This window comes from Streptomyces sp. NPDC086777 (assembly GCF_040702065.1).
Taxonomy (GTDB): Bacteria; Actinomycetota; Actinomycetes; order Streptomycetales; family Streptomycetaceae; genus Streptomyces.
Genome location: NZ_JBFBJI010000018.1, coordinates 89,357 through 109,508, shown reverse-complemented (window position 1 = coordinate 109,508; position 20,152 = coordinate 89,357). Strand labels below are relative to the sequence as shown.

Genomic DNA, 20,152 nt, shown 5'->3' with positions numbered 1-20,152 from the left:
CGCCGTCAGGGTCGGCCGAGTCCGCCCATCTCCCGGCTGAAGACGGCCGGGTCGTCCTCGAACCCGTGCAGACCGGGCCGGAAGCTCCAGTCGCCCGAGCCGTCGCGCACGAACTCCGCGACGGTGGCCGCCGTCGCGCCGAGGACCGAGCCGAAGTCGTCCTCGGCCAGCACGGTGTAGCCCTCGCGGACGCGGACGGCCGGGTTCAGGACGTTCACGAACGTCCGGTGCGCGGCCCGCTGCTGGATGACCACTCCGACGACCACGCGCGCGTACCGGCTGTCGAGCCGGTCCAGTTCGAGCGTCATCACCTCGTCCCAGCCGAAGCCCTTGCCGTCCTGACTGTCCCGGTTGAGGAAAATCGTGCCGTCCGGCGAACGGCTGTCGAAGTGCACCAGATAGGCCGGAGTTCCGTACGGGTCGGCCGTCGTGAACGTCCCGGCGACGACGTCGAGATCGGTGGGCGGCTGCCCGGAAGGGCTGGGATCCCACTTCACCGCGACCTCGACCTTGCGGAGCGCCTTGCTGAAACCGCTCACCACGCGTCCCCTTCCCCCTAGAGGTCACTACCCCAACTGATGTCCTGCCAAGGCTCTTTGTCCATCGTGCCACGTGCGCGGGGGCGCATGCGCGGGTGATCTCAGCCGGAGCGTGACCAACGCCACGCCCTGTGGCCTTACGATGGCGCGGTGCTGGTCAAGTGGATTCGCTGCACCGTGGTTGACCGCCGGGGCTTCGAGCGGGGGCAGCGGAAATGGGCGGGGCTTCCGGGGGAGCCGGGATTTCGGGGACAGGGCGGGGGCTGGAGTCGGCAGCGGCCTGGAGTGGCGCACATCTTCGCCTTCTGGGAGAGCCGTGCCTTCTACGACTCCTTCATGGCGCGTTCGCACGACCGTCTGGCCGCGTCCCAGTCCGGCACGTACAAGGATCAGCAGGTCAAGCTGTTCGAGTACCGGTTCGACGTGAAGACCGGCTTCGAACCCCGCTTCACGGACAGTGACCTGGTCCGAGTGGCCCTCTGCAGGGTGCACGAGGAGCGCGTCGAGCACTTCACGCTGATGCAGGAGAAGGTCTGGAACCCGGCGATGGCCGGCTCGCCCGGCATGATCCGCGGCATGTTCGCGGAGGCGCCGGAGAACGAATTCATGATCCTTTCGATGTGGCGGTCGGCGGCCGAGCACGGCAAGTACCGCACCGAACGGGTGGAGCGGCTGGCGCTTCGGGCCCAGACGGAGGCTGACATCGCGGCCCTCACGGGGGACATCGTGGAGCTCGAACCGAGCTGGATCGTTTGAATATCCAACCCTTGATTTGTGTGACCTGCGCCGTATGGGGCCCATCCGAGTGCTCGATTTTTCGTCACTCGATCTAGGGTTTTGGCATGGCACGACCACGGCGCATCGTCCTTGTCCGGCACGGCGAGTCAACCGGCAATGTCGACGACTCCGTGTACGAGCGGGAACCCGACCACGCACTGGCCCTGACCGAGCGGGGCTGGCGGCAGGCAGAGGAGACCGGAAAACGCGTCCGGGAGATCTTCGGCCAGGAGCGCGTCAGCGTGTACGTCTCCCCCTACCGCCGTACGCACGAGACCCTCCGCGCCTTCCACCTCGACCCGGATCTCATACGCGTGCGCGAGGAGCCCCGGCTGCGCGAGCAGGACTGGGGAAACTGGCAGGACCGCGACGACGTACGGCTGCAGAAGACGTACCGGGACGCGTACGGGCACTTCTTCTTCCGCTTCCCCCAGGGTGAGTCGGGGGCCGACGTGTACGACCGCGTCGGCGGCTTCCTGGAGAGCCTGTTCCGCAGCTTCGAGGCGCCGGACCACCCGCCCAACGTGCTCCTGGTGACCCACGGCCTGGCGATGCGCCTGTTCTGCATGCGCTGGTTCCACTGGACGGTCGCGGAGTTCGAGTCGCTCGCCAACCCCGGGAACGCCGAGATGCGGATGCTCGTCCTCGGGGACGACGGCAAGTACACGCTCAACCAGCCGTTCGACCGCTGGCGGGACCCGGAGCACCACTGGATGAGCGGCTAGGCTGGCCGCGATGACCTCCTCCTCTGATTCCCCGATCCCGGGGCGCCTGGAGCGCGCCCTGGCCAGCCTGCGCGGACTCGCGGTCGGTGACGCGCTGGGCTCGCAGTTCTTCGTGCCGGTGAACTACCCGCTGCTCAAGCGCCGGGAGCTGCCCACGGCTCCCTGGCAGTGGACGGACGACACCGAGATGGCCTGCTCCGTCGTCGCTGTCCTGGCCGCCCACGACCGCGTCGACCAGGACGCGCTCGCCCACTCCTTCGCCGCGCACCACGACTTCGACCGGGGCTACGGCCCCGCCGTCAACCGCCTGCTGCGCCTCGTCCGCGAGGGCGGCGACTGGCGCGAGTTGGCCGCGGGGCTCTTCGACGGGCGTGGATCCTGGGGCAACGGCGCGGCGATGCGGATCGCCCCCCTGGGCGCCTGGTACGCCGACGACCCGGAGCAGGCCACGCACCAGGCCGAGATCTCCGCCTACCCCACCCACCAGCACCGGGAGGCCGTGGCCGGTGCCATGGCCGTGGCGGCCGCAGCGGCACTGGCGGCCGCGCCCGGCGGCCCGCCGAGCCCCGAGGCGCTCCTCGACGGGGTCGTCGCCCTGGTCCCCAGGAGCGCCGTCGGCCAGGGCCTGCGGCGCGCCCGCGACATGCTCGACTACGCCGACGCGGGCACCGTCGCGGCTGTCCTGGGCTGCGGACGCCGTACGACCGCCCATGACACGGTCCCCTTCGCGCTCTGGTCGGCGGCTCGTGCCCTCGGCGACTACGAGACGGCGTTCTGGACGACCGCCCAGGTGGGCGGCGACGTGGACACCACCTGCGCCATCGTGGGCGGCGTGCTCGCGGGCAGCGGGACAGGAGCGCCGCCGACCGCATGGACGGAGCGGACGGAGGCGCTGCCGGGGTGGGTGCCGACGGGGGCGGGGACCGGCGTCGGGGGGTGACGGGCGTCGGGGGGCGACCCGTGTCGGGGGGTGACCGGCTGAGGTCGGTTGCGGGCCGCGTGCGGGCTCTGTGCGGGCTGTGGGCTGGGCCGTGTGTGGACGGCGTGCGGTGGCGCCGCGGTTCGGCGGGGCCTCCTCGGAGCCGGCTCGTGTCGAGAGCCGTGCGGCCGCACCGCCCCGGAGATATCGGCGGCACCGGTGGCACCGGTGGCATCACGGACCTGCGGCGGGGCTGGGCACCGGTGTCTCGTGGCGGGCTCCCCGTCCGGAGACCGTCGCGGCGCGTCAGCACGGAGTCTCGTCGGTCCGAGGCCGGATCAGGCCCTGGTGTCCGTGGCCGGAGCCGAATCCCGCGGTCCGCATAGGGAACTCTCCGTACCCGGTGGGAACTCTGCGTGACCGTCGGGCGTTTTCCCGTCGGCCGCCCCACTCGGCGCATGTGCCGGGAGGCGGGTGGAAGGCGTCGGCTGCGGGGAGGTGCCGGTGGTGTGGGTCGGGTCGGCTCTTCCGATGCTGTGCGCCGTGCTGATGATCGCGGCGACGACGGCCGGGATGCGGGCGGTCGGTATGTGGGCGGCCGGGATGCGGGCGGCCGGACCTCGGCCTCTGCCGTCTGTTCCCCGGCGGAGGTCCGGCCGCCCACGGCTCCGTGTGGACCCGGTGAGGTCAGCCCATCCCCGGGCCGGCGGTCCCGGCGAGCGCGTCGAGGTCGCTCTTGCGGACCTTGATCACCAGCCAGGCGGTGAGCAGCCCGAGGCCGGCCATGACGGCGGCGGGGACGAACGCGGTCGAGATGCCGTGCGCGAGCACTTCGTTCCCCCACGGCGCCGGCAGCTGATGGGTCTTGGCGAACTCGGCCTTCTGTTCCGCCGACCCGCCCGTGAGGAACTTCGGCAGCTGCTTCTTCGCCTCGTCCTTGCTGGCCGAGCCGAACACCGTGGTCAGGATGGACAGACCCAGCGAACCGCCCACCTGCTGCATGGCGTTGAGCAGTCCGGAAGCCGCTCCGGCCTCGTGCTGGGCGACACCGGAGACCGCGGTGACGGTCGCCGTCACGAAGTTCAGCCCCATACCGAAGCCGAAGACCAGCATGGGCCCGAGGATTCCGCCGAGATAGGAACTGTCGGGCTTGATGAAGGTCTGCCAGGTCAGTCCGACGACCACGAGCGCCGAGCCGGTCATCATGAACGGCTTCGGACCAAGGACGGGCAGGAACCGCTGCGAGAGTCCGGCGCCGACGGCGATGGCCGCCGTGACGGGCAGGAAGGCCAGACCGGCCCTGATCGGGCTGTAGCCCAGCACGTTCTGCACGAACAGAACGATGTAGAAGAACATGCCGAACATCGCGGCGGCGAGGCTGAGCATGATCACATAGGTGCCGGAGCGGTTGCGGTCGGCGAACATCCGCAGCGGGGTGATGGGTTCCTTCGCCCGCCTCTCGACGAGGATGAAAGCCAGCAGCAGGACCACCGCCGCGGCGAACGACCCGAGCGTCAGTCCGTCGCGCCAGCCGTCCTCCGCGGCCCGGATGAAGCCGTAGACCAGGGCGGCCATGCCGAGGGTCGAGGTCAGCGCGCCGGTGATGTCGAAGCGTCCGGGGTGCCGCTGGGACTCGTTGATGTACTGCGGGGCGAGAACGGCGATCAGCAGCCCGATGGGCACGTTGACGAAGAGCACCCAGCGCCAGTCGAGCCAGTCGGTGAGCATGCCTCCGGCCAGCAGACCGATGGCCCCGCCGCCCGCGGAGACGGCGGCGAACACACCGAACGCCCGGTTCCGCTCCGGCCCTTCGGGAAACGTGGTGGTGATCAGCGCCAGCGAGGTCGGCGACGCGATCGCGCCACCGACACCCTGGAGGGCGCGGGCCGCCAGGAGTTGCCAGGGTTCCTGGGCGAGACCGCCGAGGAGCGAGGCGAAGGTGAACAACAGGATGCCGGTCATGAACACCCGGCGCCGGCCGAGGATGTCGCCGGCCCGCGCGCCGAGGAGCAGCAGACCGCCGAAGGTGAGCGTGTAGGCGCTGACCACCCACGTGAGGTCCGTGGTGCTGAACTCGAGCGCCTCTTGAATGTGCGGGAGCGCGATGTTCACAATCGTCGCGTCGAGTACCACCATGAGCTGGCAGGCAGCAATCACGGTGAGTGCGATGCCGGGGCGCCCCTGCCGACGGGCCGCGCCCGGTATCTGGTCCGGTATCAGTTGAGAGGTTGTCACTGTGGATCCCCCACGAAGGTGTTAGTGAACGCCAGCGTTCACTGTCGCGTCAACGGTAGTGAGTCCTCGGTAGAGAACGCAAGCGTTCACTTAATTGCGCGTCGCGTGCCGCGTCCCCCCTTGCCGTCGCGCGCCGCGTCCCCCGCTCCGGAATTCCCGCTTCCCCTCGCTCGCTGGAGAAACATCAGATGGTTACCTCGCGCTGGACTGCCGCTGCCCCCCAGGCGGCCTCCCCCCGTCGGCGTGGCGCGGTGCTCGAACGGGCGATCCTGGACGCCGCCCTGGAGCAGCTCAGCACGGTCGGCTGGAACGGCCTCACCATGGAGGGCGTCGCCGCCGGCGCCCAGACCGGAAAGGCGGCGGTCTACCGCCGCTGGCCCTCCAAGGAGGAGTTGGTCGCCGACGCGCTGCAGGCCGGCCTGCCTCGTCTGGAGGAGGCCCCCGACCTCGGGAGCGTCCGCGAGGACCTGTTGGCCCTGTGCCGTCAGGCCCGGGACGCGATGTTCTCGCGCCCCGGATTCGCGCTGCGATCAGTGATTCACGAATGCGATCCGGTACAGGTCGAGCGGTTCCATGGCGTGATCTTCGACGGGGTGGTGGGGCCGACCATCCAGCTGATCGGTGACATCGTCACTCGCGGGATCGAGCGGGGAGAGGTGCGCGCCGATGCGGCCAATGGCTATGTGCTGGACGCCATTCCGGCGATGATGATGTACCGGAACAAGATTTCCGGAAGCGAATGGAACGACCAGGAGATCGAGGAGATGATCGACCGGTTCATGCTTCCGCTGCTCCTCTCGCACGGGGCGTGAGCCGCGGCTTCGGCGGTCTCCGGCGCGGTCCGGGAGGCCGGGGTGTCGCTCGGGGATCGGCGCGGCGTACGCTAAGGGCGCCATGCCGTACGAACCGCCTACTCACACCGTCGAGCGCTCCCTTCGCGCCACGACCGGAGCCAAGGTCATCGCCGGTGTCGACGAGGTGGGGCGCGGCGCCTGGGCCGGGCCCGTCACCGTCTGCGCCGCGGTCACCGGCCTTCGCCGACCGCCCGAGGGCCTCACCGACTCCAAGCTGCTGACCGTCAGGCGGCGTACGGAACTTGCCGAAGCGCTGCGGGGGTGGGTCACGGCCTACGCCCTGGGTCACGCCTCGCCGGAGGAGATCGACGACCTCGGGATGACGGCCGCACTGCGACGCGCGGCGGTCCGGGCCCTGGAGGCCTTGCCGGTCCGTCCCGACGCGGTCATCCTCGACGGGAAGCACGACTACCTCGGTACTCCGTGGCGGGTGCGTACGGTCATCAAAGGTGACCGATCGTGTGTGGCCGTGGCCGCCGCCTCGGTGATCGCCAAAGTTCAGCGCGACAAAATGATGGCCGAACTGGGTATCGACCATGCAGACTTCGGATTTGCGGCCAATGCCGGGTACCCGTCGCCCGTGCACAGGGCCGCACTGGAGGAGCGGGGCCCCACCCCGTACCACCGGTTGTCGTGGGCGTATCTTGATGCGCTGCCCCAGTGGCGGCACCTCAAGAAGGTCCGCAGCTGGGCGGAGGGAAGCGTTCCGGAGATCGAGGGTCAGCTCGGCTTCGATTTCTGACGTTCCGGTCGCACGGTTGTGCCACCCGGTTCACGTGACCTGCACCAATGTTTGATAAATATCAGCTCATGCCTCTCATTCCCGAGGAGCCTCAGATTCACGAGAGTGCCCAGGGTCCCCGCGCCACTCCGGCCAGTGGCCGTACCGCGCCGACCCCTCGTCCCGTACCCGGCCCCCGCCCCGCGGCCCCGTCGCGTCCCGGTCGTCCCGGCCCTCTGCGGCCCACGCCGCCGGTGCAGCGCACGCAGCGTGACGCGGCCAAGCCAGGCCAGTCCGGCCCGGCCGTCCCCGCCGCGGCAGCGGCGGCCCCGCAGATCCAGCTGATCCCGGCCTCGGTCGAGAGCGCTCTCGACGCGGCCGAGGAAGCAGTGGACCTGCTCCTCGAATCGGGTCGTGCCCCCGGCGACGTGCTGGTGATCACCACCGGCGCGCAGCACCCGTGGGCCGACCACGAACTGTCCTTCGGTGAAACCTCCTACTGGGCCCAGCACGACGCGGGCGACGACGTCTTCTACGCGGATGTCGCCGTCGCCTCGCGCGCCGTGACCCGCGCCGTGGTCGTCGTCGCCGTCAACGGCGGCCCCGACACCGCCGCCGCCACCGCACTGCCACTGGCCCTCTCCCGGGCCGGCGCCCTGCTGATCGTCTGCGGTGACCCGCAGCGCATCAACTCGGTGCTGGGGGCGGTCGTCTGAGCTGTCTCCGGTACCTCCGGAGCTCCGGAGGTATCGAAGGGACCGCGGCGGTGATGCGCACGGTGGTGCCTTCGGCATGCCCGGGCGAGGAACGGGTGCCGCTGCCCGTCACGGGCGTGCCCGTCGGGCGGGCGTAGGGTCCGGCGCGCGGGCACCGGGCCGGATCCCCCGGGCCGCCGGACATCGGAACGTCCGCTCCTGCACGCCGGAGAGCTGCCCTGCGGCCGAGCAGTCCGTTGGGTGGCGTCAGGACGCCGTGCCCGGCGGGACGTGCCGGGTCGGCGCGTCCTCGTGGAGGCCGCGGCTCAGCGGGCCGCCGCTCGGCGCAGCACCTCGGAGGCGGCGCCGCCGGTACGCGGCGACAGTGGTGGGGCCTCGGACAGGGCGAAGGGTTCGGGAGGCGAGTCGGCGTTGGGACGCCGGCCGCCGCGACCCTCGCCGAGCACCTGCCAGCCGTCGTGCGTCAGCGTGATGTAGGCCCCGCAGCGCAGCCCGTGGAGAGTGCACGCGTCCCGCAGCCCCCACATCCAGGCACCGTCCTCCTCCGTCCAACGCGCGTCCCCCTCGCGGCAGTAGAGCAGGACGGCGGTCCGCACCGGGGTGCGGCGGCGCAGGTCGTGCGGGATGACCCGGCGCAACTGGGCCAGCAGCGCGTTGCGGAACATCCAGCCGTCGGCCGGGGCCGAGCGCCGGCCGAAGGAGGCACTGGCACACAGCCGCTCCTCCGGATCGAGAACGGCCACGACCGCGGTGCCCGGACGCGGGCGATGCCGGGTGTGCAGGCCGCTGACGACCTCACGGGGGTTACGCAGCAGCGGTATTCCGGCGTCGGCCCACTCCGCGGGCTCGAGCAGGCGACTGGCGGACGCGGACGGCGACAACGATGCCGCTGAGGACGGAGCGAATCCGAAGGTCACGTTCCTCCCTTCGGCTACGCGCCCACACTGCGGGCGAGATCGGATTCGGGGCCGCGCGCACCGCAGCAAAGCCCAACCGGATCACGGACGAGCCGTGCGGGGAGCGGACCTCAATTCTTGCTGTCGAACTTGGATGCGGCAACGAGCAAATGGGGCCACCGACTGTTATCTGGTGGTGCGTGACTTATATCCCTACCCGTTGAGGTGCCGGGCGACCCCTGGGACGTTCGACCACGGCACGTCCGTACGCCGCACCCGGCGTCGGATTCGAGCGGCGGCGGGCCGGTCAGCCCTGAACGGCGAGGACCAGCGGCAGCACCCCCGGCACCCCGGACCTGCGGAGCAGGCGCGCCACCACCGCCAGGGTCCAGCCGGTCTCGGTGAAGTCGTCCACGAGCAGGACCGGTCCCCGGACCTCGCCGAGTGCCGCGGCGAGGCCGGGCGGCACGGTCAGGACACCGTCGAGGGCCTTCAGACGCTGGGCGCTGTTGCTGCGCGAGAGCCGCGGCGCCTCGTCGGCGTACTCGACGGAACCCAGCAGGGGCAGCCTGCCGACCTCCGCGATGCGCGCGCCCAGGGAGTGGACCAGCCGCGGCCTGGAACGCGAGGCGACGGTGACGACACCCACCGGGCGCGGCTGCGGGTCGGCCGCGCCCGGAGCCCAGCCGCCGGGACCCTTCGCCCAGTCGGCCAGCACGTCCACCACGGCACGGGCGACGTCGTCCGGCACCGGCGCGTCCGGGGCCTGGGGAGCGAGCAGCGGTCGCAGCCGATTGCCCCAGCCGATGTCCGACAACCGGCCCAAGGCCCGTCCCGCCGACGCCTGTTCACCGGCCGGAATGCGCCCCTTGAGATCGATGCCGATCGCGGGCAGTCCGGTCGGCCACATCCGGCGGGGCTCCACCTCGACGCCCGCGCGGCCCAGGTCGACCCGCGCGGCGTCCAGCGCCGCCGAGGTGGTGTCGGCCGTGAAGCGGGGCCGCGCGCAGTTGTCGCAGCGGCCGCAGGGCTTCGCGCCCTCGTCGTCCAGTTGGCGCTGCAGGAACTCCATCCGGCACTCCGGCGTGGCCGCGTATTCGCGCATCGCCTGCTGCTCGGCCGCACGCTGCCTGGCCACCCAGGCGTACCGGTCGGCGTCGTACGTCCACGGCTGTCCGGTCGCGACCCAGCCGCCCTTGACCCGCCTGACCGCGCCGTCCACGTCGAGGACCTTCAGCATGGACTCCAGGCGGGAGCGGCGCAGTTCCACCTGCGGCTCCAGCGCGGGCAGTGACACGGGGCCGCCGGCCCGGGAGAGAACGTCCAGGGTGCGGCGCACCAGCTCCTCCGACGGGAAGGCGAGCGAGGCGAAGTAGTCCCAGATCGCCTCGTCCTCCCTGCCCGGCAGCAGCAGCACCTCGGCGTGCTCGACTCCGCGGCCCGCACGGCCCACCTGCTGGTAGTAGGCGATGGGGGAGGAGGGCGAGCCGAGGTGCACCACGAACCCGAGGTCGGGTTTGTCGAAGCCCATACCGAGCGCTGAGGTGGCGATCAGCGCCTTGACCCGGTTCCCGAGCAGGTCGTCCTCGGCCTGCTGCCGGTCGGCGTTCTCCGTCTTTCCCGTGTACGACGCCACCGGGTGCCCGCGCTGCCGGAGGAACGCGGTGACCTCCTCGGCGGCGGCCACGGTGAGCGTGTAGACGATGCCCGAACCCGGCAGTTCGTCCAGGTGGTCCGCGAGCCAGGCCATCCGGTGCGCGGCGTCCGGCAGCCGCAGCACGTTCAGGCTGAGGCTCTCCCGGTCGAGCGGGCCGCGCAGCACCAACGCGTCCGAGGTGCCGCCGGTGCCGAGCTGCTCGGCCACGTCGGCAGTCACGCGCGCGTTGGCCGTTGCGGTGGTCGCCAGCACCGGCACGCCCGGCGGCAGGTCGGCCAGCATGGTGCGCAGCCGCCGGTAGTCGGGCCGGAAGTCGTGGCCCCAGTCGGAGATGCAGTGGGCCTCGTCCACCACGAGCAGGCCGGTCGCCGCGGCGAGCCTGGGCAGGACCTGGTCGCGGAAGTCCGGGTTGTTGAGCCGCTCCGGGGAGACGAGGAGGACATCGACCTCGCCGGCCGTGATCTCCGCCTGGATCGACTCCCATTCCTCCGTGTTGGAGGAGTTGATGGTGCGGGCGTGGATGCCGGCCCTGGCCGCTGCCTCCACCTGGTTCCGCATGAGCGCGAGCAGCGGGGAGACGATCACCGTCGGTCCCGCGCCGGAGGCTCGCAGCAGCGAGGTCGCCACGAAGTACACCGCGGACTTGCCCCAGCCCGTGCGCTGGACGACCAGGGCCCGGCGCCGGTCCGCGACCAGCGCCTCGATCGCCCGCCACTGGTCCTCGCGCAGCCGGGCGGCGCCCGTGCCGTCCCCGACGAGACGGGCGAGGACGGCGTCCGCCCGGGTCCGCAGTTCCGCGTTGCTCGTGTGCTCCATGCGTCCCATACAACAGGACGGGACCGACAGCCGGGCGGGCCTGTGGATACCGGAGACGGCTTGTCGTGCTCCTGATTCGACTTATCCACAGGGCAAAACGGAAGCACGGGATCCGCGAGATCGTCTGCGCATGACGAATCACGGCGAAACCACCGGACCCTCCGAAAACGGCGACATCATCCCGGGCGCGGTCCCGCTCGGGCCGTCCGCCCATGACCAGGTCACCCTGCGCACCCCGGCCGAACTGGCCGACGCACTGCCGTATCTGCTCGGATACCGTCCCGAGGACAGCATGGTGCTGGTGGCCCTCCACGACCGCGCCGGCCGCGGCCGCTTCGGCGGGCGCGCCCGGCTGGGCATCCCCGTCCACCAGGACGACTGGGAGCCGGCCGCGCGGCAGCTCGCACAGGGGCTGGTGACCGGCGGCGAGCGCCGGGGGACCCGGCCCGAGCAGATGGTCGCCTACGTCTGCCAGGAACCGGCGCCCGGCGAGTCGGGCCGGGACGTGATGCAACGGCTCGCGCCGCTGACCCAGCTGCTGCGCGTCGAGTGCGGTCGGCTCGACGTGCCCGTGATCGAGGCACTGTGCGTCTCGGACGGCCGCTTCTGGTCGTACTGCTGCCCGACCGAGGAGTGCTGTCCGCCCGAGGGCGCCCCCATGGGCCTGCCCGGCACCTCGGTGCTCGCGGCAGCCGCCACCTACGCCGGGATCCAGGTCCGCGGCAGCCTGCGCGAGCTGCGGGCCAGGCTGCTGCCCTGGGAGACCGGCGCCGTGCTGGAGCAGGAGATCGCCCTGGACGGCGCCGGCATGGCCCTGGTGCCCCGCATCCTCGACGACGCGTTCCGCGCGGACGTGGCCGAGAAGACCCTCACGCTCGCCGGGCGGGTCATCGACCGCTACGCCGCTGCCGCCCCCGTGTCCGGCACCTACCAGGCGGATGTCCGCGACGACACCATGCTCTCCCACGACGAGGCCGCCACGCTGATTCTCGGACTGCAGGACCGTACGACCCGCGACCGCGCGGCCGCCTGGATGGAGGGCGACGAGGCGGGACCGGCCCTGCGGCTGTGGCGAGCCCTGGCCCGCCGCTGCGTCGGCCCCTACGGCGAACATGCCGCCGCTCCCCTCACGCTGGCGGGCTGGGTCGCCTGGTCGACCGGTGACGACCTGGAGGCACGGGAGGCCTTCGCGATGGCCCTGGGTGCGGACCCCGACTACCTCTTCGCCAAGCTGCTCCACCAGGCCTGCAACGAGGGCATCGACCCGGAGTCGATCCGCCGCTGCCTGCGCACGGACCGCACGGACCGCACGGACCGCACGGACCGCACGGACCGTGCGGAGTGCATGGATCCCGCGGAGCGCACGGAATTCACGCAGCGCACGGCACGGATGGAACTCGCGGACCGCGTCGGCCGCGTGCCGGCGGACGGCACCGCGGCGGACAGCACAGCACTGAACGGCACCGCAGCGGTCGGCACCGCAGCGGTCGGCACCGCAGCGGTCGGCACCGCAGCGGTCGGCACCGCAGCGGTCGGCACCGCCGCCGACGGCAACGCCGGCCCACCGCATCACGACGACGCCGACTCGTCCGCTGCCGCTCCCGGCACCCGCCGCGGCCGCCCGCCACTCACCGGAGACACCGCCGACGACCGACGGCCGCGGCCGGCCGGAGCCCGGCCGCGACAGGTGCGCGCGACGCGCACCCGCCCCGGCACCGCCGGGCCGGGCCGCACGCGCACGCGTGCTGCGGAGAAGGCGGAGCGGAGTGAGACAGGCGGCCGAACCGCACAGGAGGGTGGCCGACCCACGACCGGCCACAACGAGCGGGACGAATGAACAGCGAGGGGACGACCGAACAGGGGACGGTCGTGGCTGGCGGCAGCAGGCCGGACCCGGGCCGGTCGCGTCGGCCGCCGGCCTCGGATCCTCGGCCGGACGGGCGCGGGGCGGCACCGCGGTCACCCGCGCTCCGGCAGGCGCCGCACAGGCCCGCCGGACCCAGGACGTTAGCGGCCACCGCCGCAGGCCGACCGAGGCGAACGACGCGGCATCGCACGGACGTCCGATCGGGTTCGGCAATCGGAGGCGTGACCAGGAGGAGTCCCTCTCCGTTCACCTGAGTGGCGGAACGCCTGGACGGGCCGTGCCGCCGTCCGTCCCTCCGGAGCCCTCCGCCCGGCGCCCGGCACATCACGGGCGCACAGAGCACAGAAGAAGCCTCCCCATGCATCAGCCGACTCCGCCCTCCACCGCCACCGACAACCATCGCCTGCGGGACGGCCCACCCTGGCCGCCGCCGGTGGACGCCGGCCTCGGCCCCGCGCAGCCGCGCGGTCGGACACCCCGGCCCACTCCCGCCCGCGCCCGCCCGGTTCCCCAGGGCCCGGGACGCGTCGGCGGCCTGCCGCCCACACACACCGCCCTGATCTGCGTCGCGCTGCCCGGCCTCGCCATCTCCACGGAACACGGTCAGCTGACCGGCCAGGGGCTGGACGGGTTCTACCGCGCGGGCCGGCGGCTGCTCGCGCGCTGCCAGGTCCGTGTCGCAGGCCGGGAACCGCTCGCCGTCCAGGCCCGGATGACGGGCGCGGACTCCGCCCGCTTCGTCGGCACGCTCCGGGCCTCCCCGGCGGCGGGACCGGATCCGGACGTCGTCGTGGAACGGATCCGGCACGCCGACGGGACGGAGCGCATCGTCCTGCGCAACTGCGCACCCCACCCCCTCCGCCTACCTCTGGAGGTGGCCCTCGGTACGGACCTGGCAGACCTGGGCGCCATCGCCTCCGGCGCACCGGGACCCGAAATCCCGGCCAGTGTCCACGACTCCGGCCTCCGCTGGACCGCAGCCGCCGGCAACGCCTCGGTCACGGCGGACCCGCCACCGTCCGACGCGCTGGCCTCGGCGGGTCTGCTGCGCTGGGAGTTCGAACTGCCGCCGGGCGGGACGGTGAGCGTGGAGCTGCGGGTGCGCCCGGACGGCGCGAGCCCCCTGCGTGCCGTGGGACGGGCCGCGACCAGCCCGTTGGCACCGGCCAGAGCCACCGGCGACGACCCGAGGGCCACCGTCTTGCTGAGGGCGAGCATCGACGACCTCCAGGCGCTGCTGCTCCGCGACCCCGCGCACCCCTCCGACAGCTATCTCGCCGCCGGGGCTCCCTGGCGCTGTGGTCTGGCACCGGCCGACGCGCTCGCCGCCGCCCGGATGACCCTGCCCCTCGGCACCCGCCTCGCCGCCGGCACGCTGCGCACCCTGGCCCGCACCCAGCTCCGCGGCCCGGGGCCCCGGACCGGCATGATCCCCGGCCCGCGCCGCGACGCCGGAGCGCACCTGCCACCCGACTGCACGGGGACGGAGGCCACCCTGCTCTTCCCCGTGCTGCTGGCGGAGGCCCGCCGCTGGGGGCTCCCGGAACAGGAGACGCGGGAACTGCTGCCCGCCGCCGAGCGCTGCCTGACCTGGCTGCGGACCACGGTGGGCGACCGGACCTACCTCTGCGACCCGCAGCCCGGCGGCCCCACCCGTGGCGAGACCCAGGCCCACGCCCACCGGGCCGCCCTGCTCGGTGCCGACCTCCTCGACGTCTGCGGACGTCCCGGAGGCGCCGGGCTGCGGCAGTGGGCCACGGAGCTGAGAAAGGCGTTCCGCGCGGACTTCTGGGTCGACGACCGGGGCGGCGGCCGTCCCGCGGCGGCCCTGACCGCGGACGGCCGCCCCCTGGCCCACCTGGGCTCCGCCGCCGTGCACCTTCTCGACACCGGCCTGCTCGGTGCGGGCGAACTGGCCGTCGGACTGCTCGACAAGGTGCAGACCGAGCAACTCGCCCGGCTGCTCGGCGGACCGGCCATGGACTCGGGATGGGGGCTGCGTGGCCTGGGTGCGAAGGAGCCGGGGCACAGCCCGTTCGGACACCGCTCAGGCTCCGTCCGGGTCCAGGAGACGGCACTCGCCGTCGCCGGGCTGGCGGCCGTGGGCTACGAGAAGGAGGCGGGCGGGCTGCTGCGCGGCCTGCTCGCGGCGGCCGAGCACTTCGGTCACCGGCTGCCGGAGATGTTCGCCGGGGAGCAGCGCTGCGAGGGAAGCGCTCCCCTTCCGCATCCCGCTGCCTGCCGTCCGGCCGCGACGGCCGCCGCGGCCGGGGTCCTGCTCCTCACCACCCTCGCCGGCATCCGCCCCGACGCCCCGGCAGGTACCGTCACCCTCCGCCCGGTCCACAGCGCCCCCCTGGGCGAGCTCGGCCTGACCGGGCTGCGAGTGGCCGGTGCGCCCTTCTCGGTGCGGGTCAGCCGGCTCGGTCTGGCCATGGTCGAGGAGGCCGCGGACGGCCTGCAGCTGGGGGCGTGAACTCCTGTCGGAAGAAACGCGAGCGCACGAGGCGCAACGGCCGCGGCGAACGGACGACCGGGTCGGGAACAAGTGCCGGAAGGAACGGAGGCGCATACCGGATGCGCATACCGGAGGCGCATAACGGAGCGAAGTGGATCAGCCGTCGGAGTGAGTTCCGAAGGGAGTGTTTATCGTCAGGCAGACGACTATGATCACCGCATGCCCTACGACCCGTCAGCCTTTCCGCCGTTCGCCGTCACCGTGGACCTGGTCGTGCTGACCGTGCGCCGACATGCGCTGTGCGCGCTGGCGGTACGCAGAGGCGAGTCGCCGTTCCAGGGGCGCTGGGCGCTGCCGGGCGGCTTCGTGAGGGCCGACGAGGACCTGTCGCAGGCGGCGGCGCGGGAACTCGCCGAGGAGACAGGGCTGCGGGCGCACGACCCCGACGCCCCCGCGCAGGAGGGCGGAGCCCACCTGGAACAGCTGGCGACCTACGGCGACCCCAAGCGCGACCCGCGGATGCGTGTGGTCAGCGTCGCCCACCTCGCCCTCGCCCCCGACCTCCCCGCACCGCGCGCGGGCGGTGATGCCAGCAACGCCCGCTGGGCGCCGGTTGCGGAGCTGCTCGCGCAGGGCGGCTACGGCCGGGACGGCGAACCCGTCGCGCCGCTCGCCTTCGACCACGCCCAGATCCTGTCCGACGGAGTGGAACGGGCCCGGTCGAAGATCGAGTACTCGTCCCTGGCCACCGCGTTCTGCCCGCCCGAGTTCACGGTCGGCGAGCTGCGCCGGGTCTACGAGGCGGTGTGGGGGGTGGCGCTCGACCCGCGGAACTTCCACCGCAAGGTGACCGGAACCCCCGGCTTCCTCGTCCCCACCGGCGGTACTACCACTCGCCAGGGCGGTCGTCCGGCCCAGCTTTTCCGGGCCGGCGGGGCAACTCTGCTCAACCCGCCGATGCTCCGACCCGAGGTGTGACCGTCCGACAGCGCGAACTTGGGCGAGGTTAAAACCTTCTATACCCGGAAAAACGGTCATTCCGCGCTATCTTCCCTAAGGTGATCCAGGCCTTCGGACTGACCAGCAACCCCCGCAAGGCGCACCCGCCCGTTGTCGACGACGTGACCTTCGAAGCGGGGGCGGGCCGCGTCACCGCACTCCTGGGCAAGGCGGCTGCGGGCAAGACCACGACGCTCAGACTGATGCTCGAACTCCAACAGGGCCGCGGCCTCACGTACTTCAGGGGCCGCCCTCTGCATCGCATCGCCCACCCCGCGCGCGAGGTCGGCGTGGTTCTCGGTGATGTCCCCGGCCATCCGTCCCGCTCCGTCCGCGGTCACCTGCGCATGCTGTGCGCGGCGGCGGGGGTGCCCGCCCGGCGCGCCGACGAAGTGCTCGAAGCCGTCGGGCTCGTCAGCCTGGGCGAGGAGCGCCTCGGCACGCTGTCGCACGGCATGGACCGCCGACTCGGCCTGGCGTGCGCCCTCCTCGCCGACCCGCACACCCTCGTCCTGGACGAACCCGCGGACGGCCTCCCCACCCGTGAAGCCCACTGGCTGCACCGCATGCTCAGGGCGCACGCGGCGCAGGGCGGCACGGTTCTGTTCACCACCGCCGACCCCAAGGAGGCCGCCCGCGCGGCCGACCGCGTCGTCACCCTGGAGGCCGGCAGGCTCGTCGCGGACCAGGAGGCCGGCGAGTTCGCCCGCACCCGGCTCCGCCCACGCGTGGCCGTCCGCAGCCCCCACGCCGCCCGGCTCGCCGCCGCCCTCACCAAGGAGGCCCGCACCGCCCACCGCTCGGTGGAGGTCGTGCGGGAGGGTGGCAACCGCCTCTCCGTGTACGGCAGTTCGACCGCCGAGGTCGGCGAGACCGCCTTCCGTCACGGCATCCTGGTCCACCAACTCGCCGATGAGACCGGTGACATGGGAGCGGGCGCCGGGGGTGCGTCCCCGACGGGGGAGGGGCTGGACGGGGGAGCGGCACCGGAGGCGATGCGGCCGAAGCAGGACCCCGGTGAACCGGTCGCGGCCGAGGAGGAGTGGTCGACGGGCGAGCGGCGAGGCGCCGGGAGCGCGGGGGAGCAGGCCGCGGCGCACGGTGCGCGGCCGACGTATCCGCAGCCGGCCGAGGAGACGCCTGCCGCCGGCCGGCCGGACGCATCGCCCGCGGACCCGCGCAGGGACGCGGACCCGCTCACGGTCGCACCGCAGCCCAGGACGGAGCTGGGCGGCCCGCAGCCCGTGCTCGCCCCGGGTCTCGCGCAGCAGCCGCGCACCACCGACCAGTCGCGCACCACCGACCAACCGCGCCCGACCGACCAGGAGCAGGGCCGGAGCCGGTCGACGGCCGCGGTGGAACCCTGCGACGCTGCTGAACCCCAGCCCCGCAGCACGGTCGCGGGCCGCACCGGCCGGCCACCCGCCACGTCCCTGCTTCCGAATCCGGACACGGAGCGCACCACCCGTGTCTGCGCCCCGGGCGAGTTCCCCACTCCGGCAACGACCGAGCAGCCGACCGCTGCCTCGGCCGCCCCCTCGCCCGGCAAGCCGTCGACTCCCCTCGGCTCCGCCGGGACCTCCGCTCACGCCGGGGCGACCAGGACAGCGCCCGCCGTGCCCGCCCAGCCACCGGCCGCCACGTCCGCCCCGTCGCCGAGCCGTCCGGTGTCCGGCCAGGACCCGGCAGCGCAGCGGCCGGCCCATGCCGGGGCCGCCGCAGCCCGTCCGACACCCCACGAGGTGTCCACCGACGCTCCCGCGGACCTCCTCTCGAAGGACGGCATGTCCGCCGAGGCCGTCAGCAACGAGCCGCCGGTCCGCTCCGCATCAGCGGACGTCCCCGCGACCTGGCCCGCCGCCCCCGCCGGAGCCGCCGAAACCGCCGCCGTCCAACGGCCCGCCGGGCACCCGCAGCCGGAGCCGGCGCCCCGCAGCGTTCCGGTGACCGACGAGGAGTCCGCCCCGCCGCCGGTCGCCCCCGCGTGGCGCGACGGCGTCGCCGGCGAGCCGGACCCTCTCTCCCCGCTCCCGCCCCCCATCTCCGTCCGCCCGGCCCCCAGTCCCCTCCGCCCCCTGCGCTACGAACTCCGCCGGGCCGCCGGCATCGGCACCGGCTTCCTCACCTGCGGTGCCGTGCTGCTGGTGTCCGCCCTCACCGCCGTACTGCTGGCCCGGGTGGGGCACACCCCGCAGGCCCGGCTGTTCGCGGCCTGGCCGCGGGAGCTGCCGCTGCCCCCGGCGGCGCTCGGCGCGGGACTGCTCGGGGCGCTGGCCTTCGGCGACGAGTTCCGTCACCCCGCGCTGGCTTCGGACCGTGGCACGGTGCCGCGCCGGCTGGGGCTGCTCACCGCGAAGCTGCTGGTCTCCGGGGCGACCGCGGTACTGCTCTCGTTCCTCACCCTGGGCTGCGACGCCGAAGTGCTCTACCTCGTCTACGGACGGGAGCTCGCGCAGGTTCCCGCGGACTGGATCTCCCTGACCGCGAGTTGGTTCGCACTGGTCGTCGGCTGCGCGTGGGCCGGCGTCCTGGCGGCCGGTGTCTTCCGGTCCACCACGGCCGGTCTCGCCGCGGTGCTCGCCGTACCCGTGCTCGTCGTGCCCGTCGTACACAGGGCCGTGCAGGGGGCGGGCGTGCGGATGGCCGCCGGACTCCCGATGCGGATGCGGGAGACGTTCCTGCTCAAGTGGCCCTTCGGGGGAGAGCGTTATCTGGTCGGCGCGGCCCGGGTGCTGGCCCAACCTGAGGGCGCCGCGCTGGCGTTGTCGCTGGTGGCGCTGGTCTGCGCGTATCTGTACAGCACGCTGCGGACCAGAGCTTGATGACCGCGGACCGGGCGCTTGCGATCCCGTGGCGCGCACAACTCCGCGCAGAACGGCCATTTCTTTCCGATAAGGCGTCAATTGCGATGGGGTGAGCGATCACCCTTTCGTGTGCTTTTCACCAAAGACCTCAAGGGAGTTGGAGGCAGCGCCGACAAAGGATCCGTGAGTACCCTTGCGCACACCATGATGACCGCCGCCCGCTCCGCAGACTCTGGTCTGGTCGGCCCGGGCGAACTCGACCGCTACCCGTATGCGGAGGTCCCCGTCACCGATCGGGTCGGCACGCCCGCCTGGGAGGGCACGGATCCGGAGCTGGGCCGTGTGGGCCGGCGCGCCGCGGGCAGCCGTGGCCGCGGACTGCACGGTCAACTCGTCCAACAGCTGGGTCAGATGATCGTCTCCGGCGACCTGGGCGCGGACCGCCCCCTGGTCCCTGAGGAGATCGGTCAGCGATTCGAGGTCTCCCGCACCGTCGTCCGTGAGTCCCTCCGGGTCCTGGAGGCCAAGGGCCTGGTCAGTGCCCGCCCGAACGTCGGCACGCGGGTACGTCCCGTCAGCGACTGGAATCTTCTCGACCCGGACATCATCGAGTGGCGGGCCTTCGGGCCGCAGCGCGACGACCAGCGCCGCGAGCTCAGCGAGCTGCGCTGGACGATCGAGCCGCTCGCCGCCCGCCTCGCCGCCGGGCACGGGCGCGAGGACGTCCAGCAGCGGCTGTGCGACATGGTCGAGATCATGAGCCACGCCATGGCGCAGGGCGACGCGCTGACCTTCTCGCGCGCCGACGCCGAGTTCCACTCGCTGCTCATCCAGGTCGCGGGCAACCGCATGCTGGAGCACCTCTCCGGCATCGTGTCGGCGGCCCTCCAGGTGTCCGGGGGCCCGGTCACCGGCTGCGAGCGGCCGAACGAGGCGTCCCTGGCCCAGCACGCGCGGATCGTCGACGCGCTCGGCACCGGCGACAGCACCGCGGCCGAGTCGGCGATGCGTCAGCTGCTGACCGTCCACCCCGAGGTGGAGCGCGTGGTGCCTGCTCCGCGCGAGCACTGACCCGCGTCGAGAGCGGTGCGCTCGGTCAGCTCCGCGTTCTCGGGGCGCCGTCGGTGCGGGAACCCGCTTCCGCCGGCCGCCGCCGGACCCCGCCGGAT

General features: G+C 72.9%; 15 protein-coding genes. 11 read left to right on the top strand and 4 right to left on the bottom strand.

Translation table 11 applies throughout. The features are described from left to right. Window positions 1-5: 5 nt before the first annotated feature. Window positions 6-539 (bottom strand): TerD family protein, encoded by a 534-nt coding sequence (locus AB0472_RS25035; RefSeq protein ID WP_366359139.1) that lies wholly within the window; start codon window positions 537-539, stop codon window positions 6-8. Window positions 540-689: 150 nt separating this feature from the next. Between AB0472_RS25035 and AB0472_RS25030 the strand changes: the two genes are divergently transcribed. The 3 genes from AB0472_RS25030 to AB0472_RS25020 all read left to right on the top strand — a co-directional run bounded on the left by AB0472_RS25030 (window position 690) and on the right by AB0472_RS25020 (window position 2,981). Next, the gene (locus AB0472_RS25030) at window positions 690-1,295 is read left to right on the top strand and encodes a YdbC family protein (protein ID WP_351713886.1); all 606 of its coding nucleotides are present in this window, start codon (window positions 690-692) and stop codon (window positions 1,293-1,295) included. Window positions 1,296-1,381: 86 nt separating this feature from the next. Next, window positions 1,382-2,041, top strand: coding sequence for a histidine phosphatase family protein (locus AB0472_RS25025; RefSeq protein ID WP_366359137.1), 660 nt, complete (start codon window positions 1,382-1,384; stop codon window positions 2,039-2,041). A gap of 10 nt (window positions 2,042-2,051) precedes the next feature. Continuing rightward, entirely contained in the window at window positions 2,052-2,981 is a 930-nt protein-coding gene (locus AB0472_RS25020) for an ADP-ribosylglycohydrolase family protein (RefSeq protein ID WP_366359135.1), read from the top strand. 666 nt (window positions 2,982-3,647) lie between these two features. On the opposite strand, the gene AB0472_RS25015 is transcribed toward AB0472_RS25020, so the two are convergent. After that, window positions 3,648-5,195: an MFS transporter gene (locus AB0472_RS25015; RefSeq protein WP_366359133.1), complete on the bottom strand. Its 1,548-nt coding sequence runs from the start codon at window positions 5,193-5,195 to the stop codon at window positions 3,648-3,650. Between the two features lie 188 nt (window positions 5,196-5,383). On the opposite strand from AB0472_RS25015, the gene AB0472_RS25010 reads away from it, so the two are divergent. From AB0472_RS25010 to AB0472_RS25000, 3 genes are all read left to right on the top strand, one after another. Continuing rightward, window positions 5,384-6,007, top strand: a complete 624-nt coding sequence (locus AB0472_RS25010; protein WP_366359131.1) for a TetR/AcrR family transcriptional regulator — start codon at window positions 5,384-5,386, stop codon at window positions 6,005-6,007. Window positions 6,008-6,089: 82 nt separating this feature from the next. Then, a complete protein-coding gene (locus tag AB0472_RS25005; protein ID WP_366359129.1) occupies window positions 6,090-6,791 on the top strand; it encodes a ribonuclease HII in 702 nt (233 codons plus the stop codon). A 68-nt stretch (window positions 6,792-6,859) separates the two neighbouring features. Continuing rightward, complete coding sequence (locus AB0472_RS25000; RefSeq protein ID WP_366359127.1) at window positions 6,860-7,486, top strand: hypothetical protein; 627 nt, start codon at window positions 6,860-6,862, stop codon at window positions 7,484-7,486. A 305-nt stretch (window positions 7,487-7,791) separates the two neighbouring features. Here AB0472_RS25000 and AB0472_RS24995 read toward each other — a convergent pair whose 3' ends face one another. After that, window positions 7,792-8,403, bottom strand: a complete 612-nt coding sequence (locus tag AB0472_RS24995; RefSeq protein ID WP_366359125.1) for a hypothetical protein — start codon at window positions 8,401-8,403, stop codon at window positions 7,792-7,794. A 286-nt stretch (window positions 8,404-8,689) separates the two neighbouring features. Next, window positions 8,690-10,855: a RecQ family ATP-dependent DNA helicase gene (locus AB0472_RS24990; RefSeq protein ID WP_366359123.1), complete on the bottom strand. Its 2,166-nt coding sequence runs from the start codon at window positions 10,853-10,855 to the stop codon at window positions 8,690-8,692. A 130-nt stretch (window positions 10,856-10,985) separates the two neighbouring features. Here AB0472_RS24990 and AB0472_RS24985 point away from each other — a divergent pair, with 130 nt between their 5' ends. From AB0472_RS24985 to AB0472_RS24965, 5 genes are all read left to right on the top strand, one after another. After that, window positions 10,986-12,692 (top strand): DUF4192 family protein, encoded by a 1,707-nt coding sequence (locus AB0472_RS24985; RefSeq protein WP_366359121.1) that lies wholly within the window; start codon window positions 10,986-10,988, stop codon window positions 12,690-12,692. A 388-nt stretch (window positions 12,693-13,080) separates the two neighbouring features. Then, the gene (locus AB0472_RS24980; protein ID WP_366359119.1) at window positions 13,081-15,198 is read left to right on the top strand and encodes a glycogen debranching N-terminal domain-containing protein; all 2,118 of its coding nucleotides are present in this window, start codon (window positions 13,081-13,083) and stop codon (window positions 15,196-15,198) included. 201 nt (window positions 15,199-15,399) lie between these two features. After that, window positions 15,400-16,158 (top strand): NUDIX hydrolase, encoded by a 759-nt coding sequence (locus AB0472_RS24975; protein WP_366359117.1) that lies wholly within the window; start codon window positions 15,400-15,402, stop codon window positions 16,156-16,158. A gap of 80 nt (window positions 16,159-16,238) precedes the next feature. Then, complete coding sequence (locus tag AB0472_RS24970) at window positions 16,239-19,001, top strand: ATP-binding cassette domain-containing protein (protein ID WP_366359115.1); 2,763 nt, start codon at window positions 16,239-16,241, stop codon at window positions 18,999-19,001. Between the two features lie 165 nt (window positions 19,002-19,166). Continuing rightward, on the top strand, window positions 19,167-20,054 hold the full coding sequence (locus AB0472_RS24965) for a FadR/GntR family transcriptional regulator (protein WP_366359113.1): 888 nt from the start codon (window positions 19,167-19,169) through the stop codon (window positions 20,052-20,054). Window positions 20,055-20,152: the final 98 nt, after the last annotated feature.

Excerpts from the sequence above, each read along its gene's own strand:
- AB0472_RS25000 (WP_366359127.1), top strand. The coding sequence starts at position 6,860 with ATGCCTCTCATTCCCGAGGAGCCTCAGATTCACGAGAGTGCCCAGGGT.
- AB0472_RS24975 (WP_366359117.1), top strand. The coding sequence starts at position 15,400 with ATGCCCTACGACCCGTCAGCCTTTCCGCCGTTCGCCGTCACCGTGGAC.
- AB0472_RS25010 (WP_366359131.1), top strand. The coding sequence starts at position 5,384 with ATGGTTACCTCGCGCTGGACTGCCGCTGCCCCCCAGGCGGCCTCCCCC.
- AB0472_RS24985 (WP_366359121.1), top strand. The coding sequence starts at position 10,986 with ATGACGAATCACGGCGAAACCACCGGACCCTCCGAAAACGGCGACATC.
- AB0472_RS24980 (WP_366359119.1), top strand. The coding sequence starts at position 13,081 with ATGCATCAGCCGACTCCGCCCTCCACCGCCACCGACAACCATCGCCTG.
- AB0472_RS25005 (WP_366359129.1), top strand. The coding sequence starts at position 6,090 with ATGCCGTACGAACCGCCTACTCACACCGTCGAGCGCTCCCTTCGCGCC.
- AB0472_RS25020 (WP_366359135.1), top strand. The coding sequence starts at position 2,052 with ATGACCTCCTCCTCTGATTCCCCGATCCCGGGGCGCCTGGAGCGCGCC.
- AB0472_RS24990 (WP_366359123.1), bottom strand. The coding sequence starts at position 10,855 with ATGGAGCACACGAGCAACGCGGAACTGCGGACCCGGGCGGACGCCGTC.
- AB0472_RS25025 (WP_366359137.1), top strand. The coding sequence starts at position 1,382 with ATGGCACGACCACGGCGCATCGTCCTTGTCCGGCACGGCGAGTCAACC.